The following is a 15,854-nucleotide window of genomic DNA, read 5'->3' as shown; positions in this document are numbered from 1 at the left end:
ACCAGCGGCCCGATCAGCGGCCCAAACCCGTCCCGCGGACCCACCCGGAGGACGCCGCCCGGGGGAGCTCACCCCGCACCCGTGGGACGATGGAAGCTACGTAACGATCCGACCCGAGACCGCAGACACTGCGGACGCCTCAAGAATCAGGACCCTGCGTGCCCGCGACCCCCAGCCACGTGCCCGAGCCGAGCCGTACCGACCCGGCTCTGATCCGCAACTTCTGCATCATCGCGCACATCGACCACGGCAAGTCCACGCTCGCCGACCGGATGCTCCAGCTGACCGGTGTGGTCGAGCAGCGGCAGATGCGTGCCCAGTACCTCGACCGCATGGACATCGAGCGTGAGCGCGGCATCACGATCAAGTCCCAGGCGGTGAGGCTGCCGTGGGCGCCCACCGACGACAAGGGCAGCACGCACATCCTCAACATGATCGACACGCCGGGGCACGTCGACTTCACCTACGAGGTGTCGCGGTCGCTCGCCGCCTGCGAGGGCACGATCCTGCTGGTGGACGCCGCCCAGGGCATCGAGGCGCAGACCCTCGCCAACCTGTACCTGGCGATGGAGAACGACCTCACGATCATCCCGGTGCTCAACAAGATCGACCTGCCGGCCGCGCAGCCCGAGAAGTTCGCCGAGGAGCTCGCCAACCTGGTCGGCTGCGAGCCCGACGACGTGCTGAAGGTGTCCGCCAAGACCGGGCTCGGCGTCGAGGCGCTGCTCGACCGGGTGGTCGCCGACATCCCCGCCCCGGTCGGCGTCAAGGACGCCCCGGCCCGCGCGATGATCTTCGACTCGGTGTACGACTCGTACCGGGGTGTGGTGACGTACGTCCGGGTCATCGACGGCCAGCTCAACAAGCGTGAGCGCATCCGGATGATGTCCACGGGCGCGACGCACGAGCTGCTGGAGATCGGTACGAACTCGCCGGAGATGCTGTCCTCCGACGGCCTCGGCGTCGGCGAGGTGGGCTATCTCATCACCGGCGTGAAGGACGTCCGCCAGTCCAAGGTGGGTGACACCGTCACCAGCCAGCACGGGGGAGCCGAGGAGGCGCTGGGCGGCTACAAGGAGCCCAAGCCCATGGTCTTCTCCGGCCTGTACCCGCTGGACGGCTCCGACTACCCCGAGCTGCGCGAGGCGCTGGACAAGCTCCAGCTCAACGACGCGGCCCTGGTCTACGAGCCGGAGACGTCCGCAGCCCTCGGGTTCGGCTTCCGCGTCGGCTTCCTGGGCCTGCTGCACCTCGACGTGATCCGCGAGCGGCTGGAGCGCGAGTTCGGGCTCGACCTGATCGCCACCGCGCCCAACGTGGTGTACCGCGTGCTCATGGAGGACGGTACCGAGCACACCGTCACCAACCCGAGCGAGTTCCCCGAGGGGAAGATCGACGAGGTCTTCGAGCCGGTGGTGCGGGCCACGATCCTCGCGCCCACCGAGTTCATCGGCGCGATCATGGAGCTGTGCCAGACCCGGCGCGGCACCCTGCTCGGCATGGACTACCTCTCCGAGGACCGGGTCGAGATCCGCTACACGCTGCCGCTCGCGGAGATCGTCTTCGACTTCTTCGACCAGCTGAAGTCCAAGACCCGCGGCTACGCCTCGCTCGACTACGAGCCCACCGGCGAGCAGAGCAGCTCCCTCGTCAAGGTCGACATCCTGCTGCACGGCGACAAGGTGGACGCCTTCTCGGTGATCACCCACAAGGACCAGGCGTACGCGTACGGCGTGCGGCTCGTCGCCAAGCTGCGGGAGCTGATCCCGCGGCAGAACTTCGAGGTGCCCGTCCAGGCCGCCATCGGTTCCCGGGTGATCGCCCGCGAGACCATCCGCGCCATCCGCAAGGACGTCCTCGCCAAGTGCTACGGCGGTGACATCTCGCGTAAGCGCAAGCTGCTGGAGAAGCAGAAGGAGGGCAAGAAGCGGATGAAGATGGTGGGTGCCGTGGAGGTCCCGCAGGAGGCCTTCATCGCCGTCCTCTCCAGCGACGACAGCGCGGGGTCGGGCAAGGGCAAGAAGTAACCGGGGGCACCGGGCGTCGCCGGGGGCCACCCCGCGAGCCGGACGGAAACGGGGGTCCGTCGCGCGCAGGCGCGTCGGGCCCCCGCGCGTCGGCCGCCCACCGGATCAGCGGGCGCTCTGTACGAAGTGACAGGCCGTGGCCCCTTACGCAGCCGCCGGTCGGGCTCTAGTCTGTCCCTGCCCGACGGTTACTCGTGAGTTAAACAAGGCTACGCGAGCGTAATCAGTCGATCATCAGAAGAAACCGAGCCGATACCCCACCGATCACCAGCCGCACACCAGTCACATCTGAGCCAGCCGCACCGCCGCGGGCCCCGGAGGATGTCTTGAGCGACACACTGACTTTGATCGAGAACCGGCCGCCGAGCGTGGCGACCCTCTTCCTGGAGCGTGTCGCCGCCACACCGGACGCCGAGGCGTACCGCTATCCCGTCCCGTCCGCCACCGGTGAGGGCCCCGACGACTGGAAGTCGCTGACCTGGGCCGAGGCCGCCCAGCGGGTCAGCGCCATCGCGGCCGGGCTGATCGAGCTGGGCGTACAGCCGGAGGAGCGGGTCGCGCTCGCGTCCGCCACCCGGGTCGAGTGGATCCTCGTCGACCTCGGCATCATGTGCGCGGGCGCCGCCACCACGACGGTCTACCCGCAGACGAACATCGAGGAGTCCGCGTACATCCTCTCGGACTCCGACAGCCGGGTGCTGATCGCGGAGAACGCCGAGCAGGTGGCCAAGACGGTCGCGAAGCGCGCCGAGCTGCCCCAGCTCGGCCACGTCGTGGTCATCGACGCGACCGGCGTCGAGACCGATGACTGGGTGATCAGCCTCGCCGAGCTGGAGCGCCGCGGCGCGGCCCGGCTCGAGAAGGAGGCCGGGCTGGTCAAGGAGCGGGTCGCCGCGATCACCAAGGACCAGCTGGCCACCCTCATCTACACCTCCGGCACCACCGGCCGTCCCAAGGGCGTGCGCCTGCCGCACGACAACTGGTCGTACATGGCGAAGGCGATCGCCGCCACCGGTCTGCTCGACGGCGACGACGTGCAGTACCTGTGGCTGCCGCTCGCGCACGTCTTCGGCAAGGTGCTGACCTCCGGCCACATCGAGGTCGGCCACATCACCGCGGTCGACGGCCGGGTCGACAAGATCATCGAGAATCTGCCGGTGGTGCGGCCGACCTACATGGCGGCCGTGCCCCGCATCTTCGAGAAGGTCTACAACGGGGTCGCGGCCAAGGCACGGGCGGGCGGCGGCGCCAAGTACAAGATCTTCCAGTGGGCCGCCGACGTCGCCCGCGAGTACGCCAAGGCCACGCAGGACAACTTCCGCCGCACCGGCACCGCCAGCGCCCCCTTCGGCCTCACCGCGAAGCACAACGTCGCCGACAAGCTGGTCTACGCCAAGATCCGCGAGGCATTCGGCGGCAACCTGCGCGCCTGCATCTCCGGTTCGGCGGCCCTGGCGCCGGACATCGGCTACTTCTTCGCCGGCGCCGGCATCCACATCCTGGAGGGCTACGGCCTCACCGAGTCCTCCGCGGCCTCCTTCGTCAACCCGGGCGAGGCCTACCGCACCGGCACCGTCGGCAAGCCGCTGCCCGGCACCGAGGTCCGCATCGCCGACGACGGCGAGATCCTGCTGCGCGGCCCCGGCATCATGGAGGGCTACCACGGGCTCCCCGAGAAGACCGCCGAGGTGCTGGAGTCCGACGGCTGGTTCCACACCGGCGACATCGGTGAGCTGTCGCCCGACGGCTACCTGCGCATCACCGACCGCAAGAAGGACCTCATCAAGACGTCCAGCGGCAAGTACATCGCGCCCGCCGAGGTCGAGGGACTGTTCAAGGCGGTGTGCCCGTACGTCTCCAACATCCTGGTGCACGGCGCCGACCGGAACTACTGCACCGCCCTCATCGCCCTCGACGAGGCCGCGATCACGGCCTGGGCCGCCGAGAACGGCCTGGGCGGCAAGCCGTACGCGGACATCGTCGCCGCACCCGCCACGGTCGAGATGGTCGACGGCTACGTCAAGCGGCTCAACGAGGGCCTGCAGCGCTGGCAGACCATCAAGAAGTTCCGCCTCCTGCCGCGCGACCTCGACATCGAGCACGGCGAGATCACCCCGAGCCTGAAACTGAAGCGCCCGGTGGTGGAGCGCGAGTACAAGCACCTCATCGACGAGATGTACACGGGCACGCGGGAGGCGTGAGCCACACGGGGCGACCCGTGGGGCGTGAGTTCGAAGCCGGGGCCACCGGACCGAACCGGTCGGGTGGCCCCGGGCGGTCACACCGTGTGCTGCCGGGGCAGTTCGGCTCGCCGCACCGGGCGGGAGGCCAGGGTGATGGCGACGCCCAGGGAGGCGAAGGTGCCGCAGCCGATGAACACCGGGGCGGTGCCCCAGGCTCCGACGGCGGCGCCGACCAGCGGGTAGCCGAGGGGCGCGAGACCGACCATGGTGAGCATGACGACGGAGGTGACCCGGCCGAGGTAAGCGGGGTCCGCCGCGGTCTGTATGAGGGTGCTGTCCAGACTGCCGAAGACGCCCGCGCTCAGTCCGATGAGCACCGCCAGCACCACGGCGGTCCAAAGGGCTGGGACCAGGGCGATGGTGGCCGCTCCCGTGCAGGCCACGAGCAGGGTCCCGGCCAGCATCAGACCGGCGCGGGGCAGCCAGCCGACGATGGCGAGCAGTGCGGCACTGGCCGCCGCTCCCGCGCCGAAACCGCCGACGATCCAGCCGTAGCCGGAAGGGCCCCAGCCGCGCTCGGCGCTGAGGAGCACCATGCCGATGTTGAGAGTGCCGATCAGGCCCAGCTCGCAGACGGCACCGGCGGCGACGAGCGGGCCGATGAGACGGTGGCGGCGGATGTAGTGCAGGCCGTCGAGGAGGTCCTTCCAGGCCGTGCCGGGTTCCGGCCGGCCCTCGACGCGCTCCGCGAGGGGGCGTATCCGTATGGTCAGCAGGAGCGGCAGGGACAGCGCGAAGAGGAGGCCCGCGACGGTGAAGGCGGCCGCCGCGCCTCCGAGTCCCATGGCCAGGCCGCCGATGGGCGGGCCCGCGATCTGGCTGAGGCGCATGGACAGGGAGCGCATACCGGCGACACGGGCGAGCTGGTCGGCGCTGGTGATCCGCGGTGGGAGGGCCCCGATCGCGGGTACGAACAGCGCGTCCACGGCGCCGAAGACGAGCGCCACCGCGACCAGGAGCCACAGGGCCGGCGCGGTCAGTGCGATCGCGGCGGCCACCGAGAGGACGAGGAGACAGCGCAGTGCGTCGCTGCCGAGAAGGACGCGGCGCGGGTCGAGACGATCGGCCAGCACGCCTCCGCCCAGCATGAGTAACGCCCGCGGCAGTGCCGCGGCGGCCATGACGAGGCCGACCTCGGTGGGGCCGGCGGCCTTCTGGGCGGACCAGCCGAGAGCGACGAAGTACACGCTGTCACCGACGAGGGAAGCGGTGTACGCGGTGAGCCAGCGCAGCACGTTGCCGTCGCGATGGGCCGGTGGGGTGGCGCGTTCGGGCGGGGCTGTCTCTGCGGTGGCCATGTCGGGCTCCAGGAGTCGGGGACGACCGGGTCAGGTTCGGAACGGGAAGCCGTAGAGGTGCACGGACACGTGCTCGCGGTCCGCTGTGTCGCCGGCCGCCTTGGCGGCCTTGCCACGCTCCCGCCAGCGCCGGGTCAGCGCCTGAAGCTCGTCGCTCATCTCGGCGAGTTCGGCGGGGGTGAGGTCGAGCATCCATTCGGAGCTGAACGCGGCGTCGGTCCAGGCCTTGCCCCAGGCGGCCGTCTGGTCCAGGTACGCGCGGTACTGGGCGGTGCGGGTGTCGAGGATGCCGCGGGTCACCGCGCCGACGGCGGCGGACCCTTCGGGCGTGTCCGCGAAGTCCGAGTTGCGGAAGCCCCAGCCCTCCTCCGACGCCACCTGCCACCACCGCTCACGGCCGTCGGTGCTCCGGCCGCTCGCCTCGGTCACGAAGCCGTGCTCGGCGAGCTTGCGCAGGTGGTAACTGACCAGCGACGGCGCCTGGTCGACCTGCTCGGCGAGCTGGGACGCGGTCGCGGTGCCCGCGGCGTACAGCAGCCGGTAGAGCTGCATCCGCAGTGGGTTGGTGAACGCCTTCAGCCGGGACAGGTCGGTGATCTGCTCGGGTTCGTGCTTCGGTCGCATACCCGCACCGTAGATGTGAAGCATAATTTGCGCAATGTATATTTCATATCTGCGGCGGTGGGGAGCCCGGCTCCGTCCCGGCGGGACCGTCCGGGGTGAGCTGTGCGGGGCCTGGCGGAGCAGGAGGCCGGTGTTGCATGAAAATGATCGGTTTTCAGTCAGTTTTTGGCTGTGCGCTTAGCACTGTTCCTGCTCCCGGGGGTCCACTTCGGTAACTCGTTGCTTATGGGTGGGGTCGGTCTGTCACCCTGGCGGCATTGATCGAGGTGTATTCGCACGAACTGCCCGGGGAGCTGCCCATGAGGGCCATTCCGACGCAGCGGGAGACCCCGCGCGCCGTCTCGGAGGCGCCCGCGCGGGCGTGCGCGCGGGCGGACGCGGCGCTGTCCGGCGGCTCCCTCGCGCCGGGCACCGCGCGGGCCCTGGTGCGGGCGGCGCTCGCCGACTGGACGGAGCGCGCCCTGCCCGGTGCCGAACACCTCACCGCTCGCGCCGGCGACGACGCCACGCTGATCGCCAGCGAACTGGTCACCAACGCCGTCGTGCACGCCGGCACCGAGGTACGGCTGACCTGCCGCCTCGAGGAGGAGACCGGCGCCCTCGTCGTCGAGGTCACCGACCGCCACCCCTCCCGCGCCCCGCGCGGCGGCGAGCCGGAGGCACCGCCCTACGAGAACCCCGAGCACGGGCGCGGCCTGCGCCTCGTCGCCGCGCTCTCCGAGGCCTGGGGGATCACCTACCGCCCCGGCACCAAAACCATCTGGGCCCGGCTCCCCGCGGGAGGGGACCTCGCGGCGGACGGCACGGAGGACGCGGAGGAGAGTGCGGAGAACGCGGAGGGAACGGAGAGCGCAGGGAGCGCGGGTATCCCGTTCGACGCGTACGTGTGGGAGGCGGAGCCGGAGTCCGGCGGCGAGGGGTGGCGTGCGCCCCGGCCGTACCGGCGGGACGGGGCCTGGCTCGGGCGTGGGGCGCTGTCCTTCCTCGCCGAGGCGTCCGATCTGCTCGCCGGCCAGCTGGACGAGGACCTGGTCGCCGCGCTCACCGGGCAGCTGATCGTGCCGCGGCTGGCGGACTGGTGCGCGGTGTGGCTCGAGGACGAGACCACCGGCCACGGCGGCTGGAGCGACGGGGCACGGGCCGACGGGCCCCGCCTCGCCCGTGTCTGGCACGCCGACGAGGGCCGCGTCGAGGAGCTGAGCCGGGCGCTGGAGCAGGATCCGCCGCCTCCCTCCGATCCGCTGAGCACCGGACCGGTCGTCTACCCCTGGCCGGAGAAGGCGCTCCACCTGACCGAGGGCCACGAGGAGGACACCGGTCCCGGTACCGCTCTCGCCTACCGACTCGTCGCCGGTGGCCGGCCGCTGGGGACGCTGGTGATCGGGCGGGCCGGGATCGGGCGGTTCCCGGACGAGGTCACCGGGCTGGTGGAGGATCTCGGGCGGCGCGTGGCGCTCGCCATCGGCGCCGCCCGGCAGTACGCCCGCCAGGCCACCATCAGCGCCGTGCTCCAGCGCGGGCTGCTGCCCGGTGCCGTCGCCGAGATCCCCGGCGTGCGCTCCGCCCTCGTCTACGAGCCCCATGACAAGGGTGGACCGAGCGGCGACTTCTACGACCTGTTCCCGGCCGGGCCGGGCCGCTGGTGCTTCGCCATCGGCGACGTCCAGGGCAAGGGCCCCGAGGCGGCCGTCGTCATCGGGCTGGTCCGCCCCTGGCTGCGGCTGCTCGCCCGCGAGGGCTACCGCGTCGCGGACGTCCTCGACCGCCTCAACCAACTGCTCCTCGACGACGCCACGGAGGCCGCCGACGCCGCGGCCCGCGCGCTCGTCGCCGCCGGCGCCCGTCCGACCGCCCCCGGGGACGGCCCCCAGACCCGCTTCCTCTCCCTGCTCTACGGCGAACTCACCCTCGTCGAGGGCGGTGCCCGTGTCACCCTCGCCTCCGCCGGACACCCCCTGCCGCTGCTGCTCGCCCCCGACGGGGCGGTCCGTACCGTGGCCCGGTCGCAGACTCTGCTCGGGGTCGTCGAGGACGCCACCTACACCAGCGACTCCTTCGAGCTGCGCTCCGGCGACACCCTGCTCTGCGTCACCGACGGCGTCACCGAGCGGCGCTCCGGCTCCCGCCAGTTCGACGACGGCGACGGGCTCGCCGCCGCGCTGGCCGGCTGCGCCGGGCTGGACGCCGACCTGATAGCGGAACGCATCAGCGGGCTGGTCCACGAGTTCGGGGCGCGGCCGCCGGAGGACGATCTCGCCCTGCTGGTGCTCCAGGCGGACTGACGCCCGGGGCGCCGACGGCGCGGGAAGGGACCGGAGCGAGTGCGGGACAATGGAGCACATGCCTTCCGCACTCCCCGACGGCGAGCCCGTCCCCGCCGACGGCGCGCTGCCCGCGTCCGCGCTCGCCGGGGCCGCGGGCCGCCCCCTCGGGTTCTATCTGCACGTTCCGTACTGCGCGACCCGCTGCGGCTACTGCGACTTCAACACCTACACCGCCACCGAGCTGCGCGGCAGCGGCGGGGTGCTCGCCTCCCGCGACAACTACGCCGAGACCCTGATCGACGAGGTCCGCCTGGCCCGCAAGGTGCTCGGCGACGACCCGCGCGAGGTCCGCACGGTGTTCGTCGGCGGCGGCACCCCCACCCTGCTGGCCGCCGACGACCTCGTGCGGATGCTGGGCGCGATCCGCGACGAGTTCGGGCTGGCGGCGGACGCCGAGGTCACCACCGAGGCGAACCCCGAGTCGGTCGACCCGGCCTACCTGGCGGCCCTGCGCGAGGGCGGCTTCAACCGGGTCTCCTTCGGCATGCAGAGCGCCCGGCAGCACGTGCTGAAGGTCCTCGACCGCACGCACACCCCCGGCCGCCCGGAAGCGTGTGTCGCCGAGGCGCGGGCGGCGGGTTTCGAGCACGTCAACCTCGACCTGATCTACGGCACCCCCGGCGAGTCCGACGACGACTGGCGGGCCTCGCTGGACGCGGCCCTCGGCGCCGGGCCCGACCACGTCTCCGCGTACGCGCTCATCGTCGAGGAGGGCACGCAGCTCGCCCGCCGCATCCGGCGCGGTGAGGTGCCGATGACCGACGACGACGTGCACGCGGACCGGTACCTGATCGCCGAGGAGGCCCTGTCGGCGGCCGGCTTCGACTGGTACGAGGTGTCGAACTGGGCCACCTCCGACGCGGGGCGCTGCCTGCACAACGAGCTGTACTGGCGCGGCGCGGACTGGTGGGGCGCGGGGCCCGGGGCGCACTCGCACGTGGGCGGGGTGCGCTGGTGGAACGTGAAGCACCCCGGCGCGTACGCGGCTGCGCTGGCGGCGGGGCGGTCACCGGGGGCCGGGCGGGAGGTCCTGTCGGACGAGGACCGGCGGGTGGAGCGGATCCTGCTGGAGCTGCGGCTGGAGGAAGGGGTTCCGCTCGCTCTTCTCCGTGCGGAGGGGCTGGAGGCCGCCCGCCGCGCCTTGGCGGACGGGCTGCTGCGGCAGGAGCCGTACGACGAGGGCCGCGCGGCCCTCACCCTGCGGGGGCGGTTGCTGGCGGACGCGGTGGTGCGGGACCTGGTGGACTGAGCGGATGCCCGGGGAGGTTTTTCGCCCCCGCCGCCCTTTCCCTTCCCGTCCCTGGGGGCTGCGCCCCCAGACCCCCCTTTCGGCCTGAACGGCCTCGTCCTCAAACGCCGGACGGGCTGAAAAACCAGCCCCTCCGGTGTCAGGAAGGGGCCGTCACGAAGTCGATCAACTCCTCGACCCGGCCCAGCAGCGCCGGCTCCAGGTCCCGGTACGAGCGCACCGAGCCGAGGATCCGCTGCCACGCCTCCCCCGTGTTCGCCACGCGCCAGCCCAGCGCCCGGCACACCCCCGTCTTCCAGTCCTGGCCGTGCGGCACCCGGGGCCACGCCTCGATGCCCAGGGACGACGGCTTCACCGCCTCCCAGACGTCGATGTACGGATGGCCCACCACCAGGGCGTGCTCGCTGGTGACCGACTCCGCGACGCGCCACTCCTTCGAACCCGGCACCAGGTGGTCCACCAGGACGCCCAGCCGCGCGTCCGGACCCGGGCCGAACTCCTCGACGATCACGGGCAGGTCGTCGACGCCCTCCAGGTACTCCACGACCACGCCCTCGATGCGCAGGTCGTCGCCCCACACCTTCTCGACCAGTTCGGCGTCGTGACGGCCCTCGACGTAGATGCGCCCGGCGCGCGCCACGCGCGCGCGTGCGCCCGGGACGGCCACCGAACCGGATGCCGTACGGGTCGGACGCGCCGGGCCCGCGGCGGGCCGCACCAGCGTCACCGTGCGGCCCTCCAGCAGGAAGCCGCGCGGCTCCAGCGGGAAGACCCGGTGCTTGCCGAAGCGGTCCTCCAGGGTCACCGTGCCCGCCTCGCAGCGGATCACCGCGCCGCAGAATCCGCTGCCGGGCTCCTCCACCACCAGACCGGGCTCGGCCGGGACCTCGGGGACGGGCCGGGACTTCTTCCAACCGGGGGTCAGGTCAGGGGAGTACTGGCGCATTCTGATGACGATAGGAGAACCGGGTCCCCGTTCGGCCGAAGGGTCAGCCCGACACGCCGAAACGAGCCGCGAGGGCGTCGCGTTGGGCCCGTACGAACGCCGCGTCCACCACCGCTCCGTGACCGGGTACGTACACTGCGTCCTCGCCGCCCAGGGCCAGCAGCCGGTCCAGGGCGGCCGGCCACCGCGACGGGACGGCGTCGGGGCCCGCCTGCGGGTCGCCGGACTCCTCCACCAGGTCGCCGCAGAAGACCACCTCCGGGTCGCCGGGCACCAGCACCGCCAGATCGTGCGCCGTGTGCCCGGGACCCACGTTCGCGAGGAGGGCCTGCCGTCCGCCGCCCAGGTCGAGGGTCCACTCGCCGGACACCGTGTGCCGGGGGCGGACCAGCGACAGCGCGTCCACGGCCTCCTCCGCCGCCCGCGCGTCCAGACCCTCGCGCTCCGCGTCCGCGCGCAGTTCCTCGCGCCCCCGCGCCAGCACCGTGTCCACGCCCACCGCGCCGAACACCTCCGCGCCCGCGAACACCGCCGCCCCCAGCACATGGTCGAAATGGGGGTGGGTGAGCGCGAGATGTGTCACACGCCCACCGGCGAGCGTCTGCGCCCGTGCCCGCAACCGGGCGCCCTCGCCCAGGCTCGAACCGGCGTCCACGAGCAGCGCCGCGCCCGCGCCGACGACGAGCCCCGCCGTGCAGTCCCACACCGGCAGCCGGCACCGGCCCACTCCCGGCGCCAGCCGTTCCCATCCCGACTCTTCCCAACTCACCGTCATACCGCGACGCTAATCGCCCACGGCTTCCCCGCGCGACGGTGTGGGACCGGCCTTGCCCAGGGTGTACCCACCGGCCGTACACTGGGCGGGGAAGTCTGGCACTCGCGTGCGAAGAGTGCCAGGACATTCAGGGAACGGACCGGGCGGAAGGCTTCTGGAGGTGTGCGCCGTGCTCAGTGAACGCAGGCTCCAGGTGCTGCGCGCCATCGTCCAGGACTACGTCGGAACCGAGGAGCCCGTCGGCTCCAAGGCCCTCACCGAACGGCACAACCTGGGCGTCTCCCCGGCCACCGTGCGCAACGACATGGCGGCCCTGGAGGACGAGGGGTTCATCGCCCAGCCGCACACCAGCGCCGGGCGCATCCCCACCGACAAGGGCTACCGGCTCTTCGTGGACAAGCTCGCAGGCGTCAAGCCGATGACCGCGCCCGAGCGGCGCGCCATCCAGAACTTCCTCGAGGGCGCCGTCGACCTGGACGACGTCGTGGCCCGCACGGTGCGGCTGCTCGCGCAGCTCACCCGGCAGGTCGCCGTCGTGCAGTACCCGTCGCTGACCCGCTCGACCGTGCGGCACGTGGAGCTGCTCCAGATGGCGCCCGCGCGCGCCATGCTGGTGCTGATCACGGACACCGGGCGGGTCGAGCAGCGCATGATCGACTGTCCGGCGCCGATCGGCGAGGCGACCCTGGGGGATCTGCGGGCGCGGCTCAACAGCCGTGTCGCGGGCCGCCGTTTCACCGATGTACCGTCTCTCGTCGAGGATCTCCCCGAGGCCTTCGACCCCGAGGAGCGCGGTACGGTCTCGACCGTGCTCTCCACCCTCCTGGAGACGCTCGTCGAGGACAACGAGGAGCGGCTGATGATCGGCGGTACCGCCAATCTGACCCGCTTCGGACACGACTTCCCCCTCGTGATCCGGCCCGTGCTGGAGGCGCTCGAGGAGCAGGTCGTGCTCCTCAAGCTGCTGGGCGAGGCGAAGGATCCGGGCGTGACCGTGCGTATCGGCCACGAGAACGCCCACGAGGGACTCAACTCCACCTCAGTGGTGTCGGTGGGCTACGGTTCGGGCGGCGAGGCTGTTGCCAAGCTCGGCGTGGTCGGTCCGACCCGCATGGATTACCCGGGAACGATGGGAGCGGTACGCGCAGTGGCACGGTACGTCGGACAGATCCTGGCGGAGTCGTAGTGGCCACGGACTACTACGCCGTACTCGGCGTGCGCCGCGACGCTTCGCAGGAGGAGATCAAAAAGGCCTTCCGGCGGCTCGCCCGCGAGCTGCATCCGGACGTCAACCCGGATCCGAAGACCCAGGAGCGGTTCAAGGAGATCAACGCCGCCTACGAGGTGCTGTCGGACCCGCAGAAGAAGCAGGTCTACGACCTCGGCGGCGACCCGCTCCAGCAGGCCGGGGCCGGCGGCGGCGCGGGCGGCTTCGGCGCGGGCGGCTTCGGGAACTTCTCCGACATCATGGACGCGTTCTTCGGCACGGCGTCGCAGCGCGGTCCGCGCTCGCGCACCCGCCGCGGCCAGGACGCGATGATCCGGATCGAGGTCGAGCTGGACGAGGCCGCGTTCGGCACGACCAAGGACATCCAGGTCGACACGGCGATCGTGTGCACCACGTGCAGCGGTGAGGGCGCCGCGCCGGGGACCAGCGCGCAGACCTGTGACATGTGCCGCGGCCGCGGTGAGGTCTCGCAGGTCACCCGGTCCTTCCTGGGCCAGGTCATGACCTCGCGCCCCTGCCCGCAGTGCCAGGGCTTCGGCACCGTCGTCCCGAACCCGTGCCCGGAGTGCGCCGGCGACGGACGCGTCCGCTCCCGCCGCACCCTGACCGTGAAGATCCCGGCCGGTGTCGACAACGGCACCCGGATCCAGCTGGCCGGCGAGGGTGAGGTCGGCCCCGGCGGCGGTCCCGCCGGCGACCTGTACGTCGAGATCCACGAGCTGCCGCACAGCACCTTCCAGCGGCGCGGCGACGACCTGCACTGCACGGTCACCATCCCGATGACGGCGGCCGCCCTCGGCACCAAAGTGCCGCTGGAGACGCTGGACGGCATGGAGGAGGTCGACATCCGGCCCGGCACCCAGTCAGGCCAGTCGATCCCGCTGCACGGCCGGGGCGTCACGCATCTGCGCGGCGGCGGCCGGGGCGACCTCGTCGTGCACGTGGAGGTGCAGACCCCGAGCAAGCTCGACCCCGAACAGGAACGACTGCTGCGCGAACTCGCCAAGCTCCGCGGCGAGGAGCGCCCGCTGGGCCAGTTCCAGCCGGGGCAGCAGGGGCTGTTCTCCCGGTTGAAGGACGCTTTCAACGGGCGCTGACGCGGGCGACACCGACGGTGCTGCGCGCGGGGGCCGGAAACGGCTCCCGCGGTGCCCCGGGAGCTGCTCTGAAGGTGCCCCGGGCACGGCCTGCGCCAAGGGCAAGGGTCGATTAAGCCCTGATTCGGAGATGTCCGAAGGACGTGGCAACATGCCGTCATGTCCTTGGCGCTCACCGATCTCCTTCCGCACCCCGTCGTGCAGGCCCCCATGGCGGGCGGTGTCTCCGTGCCGCAGCTCGCCGCGGCCGTCTCCGAGGCGGGCGGGCTCGGTTTCCTGGCCGCCGGGTACAAGACCGCGGACGGGATGTACCAGGAGATCAAACAGCTGCGCGGACTGACCGGCCACCCGTTCGGCGTCAACGTCTTCATGCCGCAGCCCGAGACGCCCGACCCGGCCGCCGTCGGCGTCTACGCCCACCAGCTGGCCGGTGAGGCCTCCTGGTACGAGACCGAACTCGGTGACCCCGACAGCGGCCGCGACGACGGCTACGACGCCAAACTCGCCGTCCTGCTCGACGACCCGGTGCCGGTGGTGTCGTTCCACTTCGGTGTGCCGACCCGCGAGGCCCTGGACTCCCTGCGCCGCGTCGGCACGTTCACCCTGGTCACCGCCACCACAGCCGAGGAGGCGCGGGCCGTGGAGCGGGCGGGCGCCGACGCGGTGATCGCGCAGGGCGTCGAGGCCGGCGGCCACCAGGGCACCCACCGGGACCTCCCGGAGAACGACGGCTCCGGCATCGGACTGCTGTCCCTGGTCGCCGAGGTGCGGGAGACGGTGGGCATCCCGATCGTCGCCGCCGGCGGCATCATGCGCGGCAGCCAGATCGCCGCGGTGCTCGCGGCCGGTGCCTCGGCGGCCCAGCTCGGCACCGCCTTCGTCGCCGCCCACGAGTCCGGCGCGCACGCCCTGCACAAGCAGGCGCTGACCGACCCCCTGTACGTCCGCACCGAACTGACCCGCGCCTTCTCGGGACGCCCGGCCCGCGGCCTGGTCAACCGGTTCCTGCGCGAACACGGCCCGTACGCGCCCGCCGCCTACCCGGACGTCCACCATCTCGCCGCGCCGCTGCGCAGGGCCGCCGCCAAGGCGGGGGACGCACAGGGCATGGCACTGTGGGCGGGACAGGGCCACCGGATGGCCCGGGAGCTGCCCGCCGGGCAGCTGGTGGAGGTGCTGGTCGCCGAACTCGCCGCCGCCCGGACGGCGTTGTCGGCGGGGGGTGCCGGATGACCGCGCCGGTCTTCGTGGTGGAGCACTTCGACACGGACGGCTCCGGACACCATGTGCTCGACGGCCCCGAGGGGCGGCACGCCGTCTCCGTGAAGAGGCTGCGGGCCGGGGAGAGCGTCGTCCTCACCGACGGCGCGGGCCGCAGGGCCGAGGGCGAGGTGACCGGCACCGAGGGCAAGGACCGGCTGATCGTGCGCCTCGGGGACGTCGTCGAGGAGCCCGTGGAGTCGCCCCGGATCACCGTCGTCCAGGCGCTGCCCAAGGGCGACCGGGGCGAGCTGGCCGTGGAGACGATGACCGAGGTCGGCGTCGACGCGATCGTGCCGTGGTCCGCGGCACGCTGCGTCACACAGTGGAAGGGCGAGCGCGGACTGAAGTCCCTCGGCAAATGGCGGGCGACGGCCCGGGAGGCCGGCAAGCAGTCCCGCCGGGCGCGCTTCCCGGAGGTCGCGGACGCGGCGACGACCAAGCAGGTTGCCTCACTTCTCGCCGAAGCGGACTTCGCCGCCGTGCTCCACGAGAGCGGCACCGAACCCCTCGCGACCGCCGAACTCCCCGACTCCGGCAGCATCGTGCTGGTCGTCGGCCCCGAAGGCGGGGTCTCGCCGGAGGAGTTGGCGCTCTTCGCGCAGGCCGGCGCCAGGCCCTACCGCCTGGGCCGCAGCGTCCTGCGCACCTCCACCGCAGGCACCGCCGCCACGGCCGTCCTGCTGGCCCGCACGGGCCGCTGGTCCTGACGGCCCCGGCCGGCCGTGTGCGGGAGACGGCTCACTCCACGGTGGTGAGGAGTGGCCGTATGCGCCCTACCGT

General features: G+C 72.2%; 12 protein-coding genes. 8 read left to right on the top strand and 4 right to left on the bottom strand.

All coding sequences use genetic code 11. From position 1 onward, the window contains the following. The first annotated feature begins 158 nt into the window (after nucleotides 1-158). The gene (lepA, locus tag AB0I73_RS00765; RefSeq protein WP_363032346.1) at nucleotides 159-2,027 is read left to right on the top strand and encodes a translation elongation factor 4; all 1,869 of its coding nucleotides are present in this window, start codon (nucleotides 159-161) and stop codon (nucleotides 2,025-2,027) included. Nucleotides 2,028-2,353: 326 nt separating this feature from the next. Beyond that, on the top strand, nucleotides 2,354-4,228 hold the full coding sequence (locus AB0I73_RS00760; RefSeq protein WP_363032344.1) for an AMP-dependent synthetase/ligase: 1,875 nt from the start codon (nucleotides 2,354-2,356) through the stop codon (nucleotides 4,226-4,228). A gap of 77 nt (nucleotides 4,229-4,305) precedes the next feature. On the opposite strand, the gene AB0I73_RS00755 is transcribed toward AB0I73_RS00760, so the two are convergent. Both AB0I73_RS00755 and AB0I73_RS00750 read right to left on the bottom strand, forming a co-directional pair. Next, on the bottom strand, nucleotides 4,306-5,568 hold the full coding sequence (locus AB0I73_RS00755; protein ID WP_363032342.1) for an MFS transporter: 1,263 nt from the start codon (nucleotides 5,566-5,568) through the stop codon (nucleotides 4,306-4,308). 30 nt (nucleotides 5,569-5,598) lie between these two features. Continuing rightward, on the bottom strand, nucleotides 5,599-6,192 hold the full coding sequence (locus AB0I73_RS00750) for a helix-turn-helix domain-containing protein (protein ID WP_363032340.1): 594 nt from the start codon (nucleotides 6,190-6,192) through the stop codon (nucleotides 5,599-5,601). A gap of 299 nt (nucleotides 6,193-6,491) precedes the next feature. Here AB0I73_RS00750 and AB0I73_RS00745 point away from each other — a divergent pair, with 299 nt between their 5' ends. Together AB0I73_RS00745 and hemW are read left to right on the top strand one after the other, a co-directional pair. Beyond that, a complete protein-coding gene (locus tag AB0I73_RS00745) occupies nucleotides 6,492-8,474 on the top strand; it encodes a SpoIIE family protein phosphatase (protein WP_363032593.1) in 1,983 nt (660 codons plus the stop codon). Between the two features lie 58 nt (nucleotides 8,475-8,532). After that, a complete protein-coding gene (hemW, locus tag AB0I73_RS00740) occupies nucleotides 8,533-9,765 on the top strand; it encodes a radical SAM family heme chaperone HemW (RefSeq protein WP_363032338.1) in 1,233 nt (410 codons plus the stop codon). 139 nt (nucleotides 9,766-9,904) lie between these two features. On the opposite strand, the gene AB0I73_RS00735 is transcribed toward hemW, so the two are convergent. Together AB0I73_RS00735 and AB0I73_RS00730 are read right to left on the bottom strand one after the other, a co-directional pair. Then, complete coding sequence (locus AB0I73_RS00735) at nucleotides 9,905-10,711, bottom strand: DUF3097 domain-containing protein (protein WP_363032336.1); 807 nt, start codon at nucleotides 10,709-10,711, stop codon at nucleotides 9,905-9,907. A gap of 43 nt (nucleotides 10,712-10,754) precedes the next feature. Next, on the bottom strand, nucleotides 10,755-11,486 hold the full coding sequence (locus AB0I73_RS00730) for an MBL fold metallo-hydrolase (protein ID WP_363032334.1): 732 nt from the start codon (nucleotides 11,484-11,486) through the stop codon (nucleotides 10,755-10,757). Nucleotides 11,487-11,655: 169 nt separating this feature from the next. On the opposite strand from AB0I73_RS00730, the gene hrcA reads away from it, so the two are divergent. From hrcA to AB0I73_RS00710, 4 genes are all read left to right on the top strand, one after another. Next, nucleotides 11,656-12,672, top strand: a complete 1,017-nt coding sequence (hrcA, locus tag AB0I73_RS00725; protein ID WP_109376964.1) for a heat-inducible transcriptional repressor HrcA — start codon at nucleotides 11,656-11,658, stop codon at nucleotides 12,670-12,672. After that, entirely contained in the window at nucleotides 12,672-13,811 is a 1,140-nt protein-coding gene (gene dnaJ, locus AB0I73_RS00720; protein WP_363032332.1) for a molecular chaperone DnaJ, read from the top strand. The genes hrcA and dnaJ overlap by 1 nt, the downstream gene beginning before the upstream one ends. 159 nt (nucleotides 13,812-13,970) lie before the next feature. Beyond that, on the top strand, nucleotides 13,971-15,044 hold the full coding sequence (locus tag AB0I73_RS00715) for a nitronate monooxygenase (protein ID WP_363032330.1): 1,074 nt from the start codon (nucleotides 13,971-13,973) through the stop codon (nucleotides 15,042-15,044). Then, nucleotides 15,041-15,781 carry a 16S rRNA (uracil(1498)-N(3))-methyltransferase gene (locus tag AB0I73_RS00710; RefSeq protein WP_363032329.1) on the top strand — a complete coding sequence of 247 codons (741 nt, stop codon included), beginning with the start codon at nucleotides 15,041-15,043 and terminating at the stop codon, nucleotides 15,779-15,781. Before AB0I73_RS00715 ends, AB0I73_RS00710 begins: the two co-directional genes overlap by 4 nt. The last annotated feature ends 73 nt before the right edge of the window (nucleotides 15,782-15,854 follow it).

The organism is Streptomyces sp. NPDC050388 (assembly GCF_040655635.1).
In the GTDB taxonomy this organism is placed as follows: domain Bacteria; phylum Actinomycetota; class Actinomycetes; order Streptomycetales; family Streptomycetaceae; genus Streptomyces.
Note: the sequence above shows the minus strand (reverse complement) of the source record. Positions and strands in the feature narration are given on the sequence as shown.

Coding starts and splice junctions, on each gene's coding strand:
- AB0I73_RS00755 (WP_363032342.1), bottom strand. CDS start 5,568: ATGGCCACCGCAGAGACAGCCCCGCCCGAACGCGCCACCCCACCGGCC.
- AB0I73_RS00750 (WP_363032340.1), bottom strand. CDS start 6,192: ATGCGACCGAAGCACGAACCCGAGCAGATCACCGACCTGTCCCGGCTG.
- AB0I73_RS00745 (WP_363032593.1), top strand. CDS start 6,492: ATGAGGGCCATTCCGACGCAGCGGGAGACCCCGCGCGCCGTCTCGGAG.
- hemW (WP_363032338.1), top strand. CDS start 8,533: ATGCCTTCCGCACTCCCCGACGGCGAGCCCGTCCCCGCCGACGGCGCG.
- AB0I73_RS00735 (WP_363032336.1), bottom strand. CDS start 10,711: ATGCGCCAGTACTCCCCTGACCTGACCCCCGGTTGGAAGAAGTCCCGG.
- AB0I73_RS00730 (WP_363032334.1), bottom strand. CDS start 11,486: ATGACGGTGAGTTGGGAAGAGTCGGGATGGGAACGGCTGGCGCCGGGA.
- AB0I73_RS00715 (WP_363032330.1), top strand. CDS start 13,971: ATGTCCTTGGCGCTCACCGATCTCCTTCCGCACCCCGTCGTGCAGGCC.
- AB0I73_RS00710 (WP_363032329.1), top strand. CDS start 15,041: ATGACCGCGCCGGTCTTCGTGGTGGAGCACTTCGACACGGACGGCTCC.